Consider the following 297-nt stretch of genomic DNA (forward strand, 5'->3'; position numbering starts at 1 on the left):
TGTTTTTCTGGTATCGGGTAAAGTCGGCCGCATCGGTGATCATTGTTAACATGCCGGAGAAAATGCCATTGAACCAGGCCATGATCAGTAGCCAGTTATTGCCATTATCCACGGAAAAAGAAACAGACTCTGCTCCCGCCTGGCGCCAAATCATGATGATGATAAAGCCCAGACTAAGCAATTTGAGGGGGAGTGCCCAACGAAACAGGCCTTGTAACCACTGATAACCAAACGCTGCCACCAACACCTGTAAAAATGCAAAAGGCAAAGAAACCTGAACCAGACTGACCTTCAGTG

The 297-nt window shown here is 47.5% G+C and carries 1 protein-coding gene; it reads right to left on the reverse strand.

From position 1 onward, the window contains the following. On the reverse strand, positions 1–297 hold a 297-nt coding region (locus CWC28_RS22055), incomplete at both ends, for a hypothetical protein (RefSeq protein ID WP_171038343.1).

The organism is Pseudoalteromonas sp. S4492, from assembly GCF_005886115.1.
Classification (GTDB): Bacteria; Pseudomonadota; Gammaproteobacteria; order Enterobacterales; family Alteromonadaceae; genus Pseudoalteromonas; species Pseudoalteromonas gelatinilytica.